This is a genomic window from Eubacterium sp. CAG:156 (genome assembly GCF_000434315.1).
Lineage (GTDB): Bacteria > Bacillota > Clostridia > Lachnospirales > Lachnospiraceae > Eubacterium_U > Eubacterium_U album.
On record NZ_FR878153.1, the window covers coordinates 4,978 to 6,319 of the forward strand.

Here is a 1,342-nt window from a genome sequence, read left to right on the forward strand (position 1 = left end):
CATTTGCATACATATGTACACCGTCAATTGCATACTCTGTTTTTTGTTCTCCATTTTCATTAACGAGACCTGCATTGCAGTCAATATAATAGCATTCATATTTATTTGCGATTTCTTTCAAATGCTCATTGCACATTCGAATATTTTCAGTAGTTCTAAGCTTCATCCATTGAATTGCCTCTTCTGTATGCCAAGGCAAATGTAAATTTGCAGGATAAAATGCCATTATATAAATTTCTGCATTATGAATACTATCTTTTGTAGTTTCAATAATTTTGCAAAAATTGTCCATCAGATGTGACATCCACTTATCTCCATATCGTGCTTCCGTAATATCATTTGTTCCTATATTGATAAATATCTTCGATGGTTCAAGGTCTAAAAGCAATGTATTAATGTTTTCCAAAAACTCATCTGTATTCAATCCACCAACGCCTCGATTATAAATTACCTCATCAAATCCTTTACTTCTTGCAATTTCACAAATAGGAAACTGTTCCATCAGTGATGAACCTGTAAAAAGAATTTTTCCCTTTAATATGTTCTGATTTAAATAATCAAAATTTTTAATTTTTATCATCTGCTCATTATTCATTGTAATACCCTCTCTTTTTATATTGAATTTCCTTCTATCAACTAAGCCGGCAAATTATATTGTTATATTTGTCTGTATGAATTTAGATTTATTTTCAATTCTGCCTCAGTATATGGTTCTTGTTCAATTGATGCTTCTTACGATAGTCTATTTCACAACAACTCTTTTTCCATTTTCAACTATAAATATCTGAAATTTATTTTAAATTTATTCTTTATTCACTTTGTTATCAATAGCCTGCACCAATAATTTATATCTTTTTAGTGTGTCGGCATTCTTTCCACAGTACTCTCGTTTTACAAGTTCATTATTGCTATAATCTACATAAATATCATACAAATTAAATTGATCACTTGTTAAATCAATATAATGTTCGTTAATTTTATTGAAATAATGAGTACCACCGCCTGAAACTCTTATTTTATGAATTGTGCCTCCAAACATATCATAAACCAGCGTTGCTGTTATTGCACACTGTCCATATGTAGGATCATTTTCCTCATCATACTCTTTTTGACAGCTAGGATAGGCTGTTTCTCTACACCAAACATCAAGTAAAATTTCGAACAATTCATCAATAGTTTTTATCTTGCAATTATTTCCATTTTTTCTATGTATTTCTTTTGTGTATTCATTTCCGAAATATGAAATATTTCGTCCCGATTTTGTTTTAAACATTTTCTATTTCCTTTCTACTACAATATATTTATGGTTAATAACCCTTACAGCCAGTAAGGAATTATCCAT

The 1,342-nt window shown here is 29.7% G+C and carries 2 protein-coding genes; both read right to left on the minus strand.

The features are described 5' to 3' along the window. On the minus strand, positions 1–595 hold a 595-nt coding region (locus tag ABMA45_RS05010; RefSeq protein WP_348029920.1), incomplete at its 3' end, for a GDSL-type esterase/lipase family protein. A gap of 207 nt (positions 596–802) precedes the next feature. Beyond that, a complete protein-coding gene (locus tag ABMA45_RS05015) occupies positions 803–1,273 on the minus strand; it encodes a YunG family protein (RefSeq protein WP_022088791.1) in 471 nt (156 codons plus the stop codon). Positions 1,274–1,342 lie beyond the last annotated feature (69 nt).

Bases quoted from the DNA above. Each gene is read 5' to 3' on its own strand.
- ABMA45_RS05015 (WP_022088791.1), bottom strand. From the start codon at position 1,273: ATGTTTAAAACAAAATCGGGACGAAATATTTCATATTTCGGAAATGAA.